The sequence below is a fragment of the Methanosphaera sp. A6 genome, assembly GCF_001729395.1.
Taxonomy (GTDB): domain Archaea; phylum Methanobacteriota; class Methanobacteria; order Methanobacteriales; family Methanobacteriaceae; genus Methanosphaera; species Methanosphaera stadtmanae.
In genome coordinates, this window is sequence record NZ_MAIF01000002.1 from 1 (window position 1) to 3707 (window position 3707).

Below are 3707 nucleotides of genomic sequence, written 5' to 3' on the forward strand. Positions count from 1 at the left end.
ATGAAAAAAATAAATATATTAAAAAGATTTTTCTAAAAATAGATGTAATTACGTATTTTATTTAAAAAAAAATAAGAAAAAGAAAATAAAACTATTTTCTAGGCTTGTTATGTAATTTCTTAATTCCACAACCTACTCCTATGAGTATTATTATTGCTGCTACATAGTAGTATAGATAGGTACTTGTTGGTCCTACCTTTTGATCTGTATTTAATGAGTAGATATTTCCATCTTCTGAAGCTACAAATAATGATGAACCACTAGCTACTGTTGATGCTGAAATACTTCCAGATATATTTGGAATATATCCTGGATTGAAGTTCCATACTTGATTTCCTGTGAATTTATCATATATATTGGTACTTCCTGATGCTGTTCCTACTGCTATGTTGTTACCAAATATTGTTGGTGTTGAATTAATTGCACTTCCTGTTTCAATATCCCATTTTTTAAGTCCATCTCTTAAGTCTAAAGAGTAGAGATCTCCTTGTTCTGTTCCTATATATAGAGAGGAGTGTCTTTCATCTATTGATGGTGATGATGTTACTTTAGAACCTGTATTATATGACCATACTTCTAATCCTGTATCTTCACTTAATGCATATACCTGGTTATCTTCAGATGCTATGTATACATTTCCATTACTTATTGCTGGAGAAGATTTTACATCATCTCCTGTGGTGTATGTCCATTTTACTGAACCATCATTTATATTTAATGCATATACTTTATCATCGTTAGAACCTATGTATAATGTGTCTCCATGAACTACTGGTGATGATTCTACTGAATCTTCAGTTTTGTATTGCCATACAACTGAACCATCATTCCTATTTAATGCATATACATATCCATCATCTGATCCTACATAGATTTTTGTTGAATCTATTGCAGGAGTTGATTTTATTCTATCTCCAGATTTAAATTTCCAGTTGTTACTTCCTGTATTTGCATTATTTGAATATAAGTACCCATCTTCTGATCCTACATATACTGTATCACCTGATACTGTAGGACTTGAAGTTATAGCTCCTTCTGTTTCATATTTCCATGTTTCATTTCCATCTTGTGCATCTAATGCATATAATGTTCCCTTATCAGTTCCAAGATAGATTTGATCTCCACATAAAACTGGAGTTGTTGATACTGCCCCATCTACTTTAACAGTCCATGTTTGAGTAGAAAAGGAAGAATCTTGATTTACATATCCAGTGTGTCTTGGATTGTTTTGAAACATTGGCCATTCTGCTGCAGCTAGAGAAGATAAGCTTCCCATGAGAACACATAATATAATAAAACATACACCTAATTTTTTCATATTGCTTTTCATTATTTTCATACCTCCTACTTAAACATCCCTATTAAATCTTACAATTCCTACTATGAAAAATAGTAGTGCAAATGCTAATAATACTATTAAATCAAATGCTATTGAACCTAATCCTGCACCTTTTAACATTACAGCCCTGAATGCATCATTTGCATATGTTAGAGGTAAGAATAGTGCAATTTTTTGTAAAATCCATGGCATTGTTTCTGTAGGGAAAAATACTCCACATATAAACATCATTGGCATTGCAACTGGCATTACTATTTGAATATAATCTTCTTGTGTTTTTGCAGTAGCTGAAAACATCATTCCAAAACCTACAAAACATAATACTGCTATTAGTATTACAAGTACCAATAGTAATAAATTACCTTTTATCATTACATTAAATAGTAGCATAGCTGCTATTATTAAGACTAAAGCTCTGATAAGTTCTCTTACTACTTGTGATATTATTTTACCTGTTAGTACTGATGATACATTTGTTGGTGTCATAAATAGTCTTGATAATTCTCCACGTTCACGTTCTCCTGCAATACTGTTTCCCATTGTCATCATAGATGACATAAACATTGTCATTGCAAGTACTCCAGGTAATAGGAAATCTATGTAATCTAAATCACCATATATCTTATTAACTTGTAATTTTATTGTTTGTGCTGTTTGTGTTATTGGATTTGTTGTGGTGTTTGCATTTACTTGTTGTGTTCCTACTTTTTCTGATAGTGAGGCAAATATTTGTTCTGTTTTTGGAACTAGTGTTTGTGTTGTCAGTTGATCTGATGAGTCAATATATAAGACTGCATTCTTTGAATTTGAACTTTCAAAGTCACTTGAAAGTATGATTGCTGCTTTAACTTCACCATTATCTACTTTTTCCTTTGCATCATCCGAATTTGTCATTATGTCCTTTATATCAAATGTATCATCTGCTTTTAATGCATTGATTACTTGATCTGTTACATCACCAGATGATTGTTTTACAACGACTACAGGAGTGTTTTCTACTGTTCCTCCCATACCCCATCCACATAAGGCAATCATTAAAATTGGAAATAGAATTAAAGATGCAAATTGAACTTTATGTCTCCATAATGTTAGGAGATCCTTTTTAATCATCCATTTTATCTTATTAATTTCTGCCATTTTTAATCTCCGTTCTTTGTTTTGCAGTGATAGCTACAAATACATCTTCTAATGTAGGATCATTCGTTTTTATTGAAGCTATATTTCCACCATTACTTAAAATAGCTGTTATTACATGATTTACTGAAGTTTCTGAACGTTTTAGGTCTATATTCAAACGACCATTACCCACATGTTTTGCATCTGTTACTACTTCTAAGTCTCTTACTGCTTCAACCATTTCATCAGTAATGTTAGATACCATGACTGTAACTTTTTCATTTTCATCAGTTAATGAAGCTCTTAGATGATTTATTTTTTCTTCATTACCTTTTGTTCCTTCTTCTTCTAATTTTAAAATCATTGAACGAATATTTTTATTAGTTTCTTCTTTTGTTTTTAGTAATTGATCTTTAAGTCCTTGTGGTGTATTGTTTGCTACTACTTTACCTGAATCTATGATATTTATTGAATCACATATTTTATCTACTTCATACATATCATGTGAACATAGAATTATGCTTTTTCCTTCATCATTTAATTCAAGCATTAAATCCCATAATACTCTTTTTGTTGTAGGATCTAATCCTACTGTAGGTTCATCTAAAAATAAGATTTCAGGATTATGAATCAAACTAGCTACAACTGATGTTTTTTGTTGCATTCCACCAGATAATTGATTAACGTATTTATCTTGAGCATAGCTTATATTTACTAGATCAAGTAGGTCATCAATTTTTTTATCTTTAATTCTTTGGTCAACATTATAAAAATCTGCACATAATTCAACATTTTCTCTTACTGTTAAGTCTTTATATAAACTTATTTGTTGTGGTACCATTCCTATTCTACTTCTTACATCATCAGGATTGGTTGAAACATCAAACCCTGCTACCTTTGCATCTCCACTTGTTTTTTGAATAAGACATGTTAGCATTTTTATTGTTGTTGTTTTACCAGCACCATTTGGTCCTAATATTCCACCTATAGTTTTATCTTCGATGAATAAATTTAAATTATCCACAGCTTTAAAACCATTGTCATAAATTTTTACTAAATCATGAGTTTCTATAGAATATTTCATTTATTCACCCTCATTTTTTTATAAACATGTTATCATTAAAAAGCATGTCATCAAAGAATGAAATTAGCATGTTATTTTCTGGTCGTTTTTTATGCATGAATTGTTTTAGTGAATCTAGCATTTTAAGACCTTTATTTGTAATTTCATACATTTTAACTTTATGATTTC

At 30.3% G+C, this 3707-nt stretch carries 3 protein-coding genes; all 3 read right to left on the reverse strand.

The features are described from left to right. Window positions 1-91: 91 nt before the first annotated feature. Genes A9758_RS00030 through A9758_RS00040 form a run of 3 tightly spaced genes read right to left on the reverse strand, consistent with a single transcriptional unit; the run spans window position 92 to window position 3539 of the window. Window positions 92-1339 (reverse strand): PQQ-binding-like beta-propeller repeat protein, encoded by a 1248-nt coding sequence (locus A9758_RS00030; protein WP_083756996.1) that lies wholly within the window; start codon window positions 1337-1339, stop codon window positions 92-94. 9 nt (window positions 1340-1348) lie between these two features. After that, window positions 1349-2476, reverse strand: coding sequence for an ABC transporter permease (locus A9758_RS00035; RefSeq protein ID WP_011405812.1), 1128 nt, complete (start codon window positions 2474-2476; stop codon window positions 1349-1351). Further along, window positions 2463-3539, reverse strand: coding sequence for an ATP-binding cassette domain-containing protein (locus A9758_RS00040; RefSeq protein WP_011405811.1), 1077 nt, complete (start codon window positions 3537-3539; stop codon window positions 2463-2465). The genes A9758_RS00035 and A9758_RS00040 overlap by 14 nt, the downstream gene beginning before the upstream one ends. Between the last annotated feature and the right edge of the window lie 168 nt (window positions 3540-3707).

Coding starts and splice junctions, on each gene's coding strand:
- A9758_RS00030 (WP_083756996.1), bottom strand. CDS start 1,339: ATGAAAATAATGAAAAGCAATATGAAAAAATTAGGTGTATGTTTTATT.
- A9758_RS00035 (WP_011405812.1), bottom strand. CDS start 2,476: ATGGCAGAAATTAATAAGATAAAATGGATGATTAAAAAGGATCTCCTA.
- A9758_RS00040 (WP_011405811.1), bottom strand. CDS start 3,539: ATGAAATATTCTATAGAAACTCATGATTTAGTAAAAATTTATGACAAT.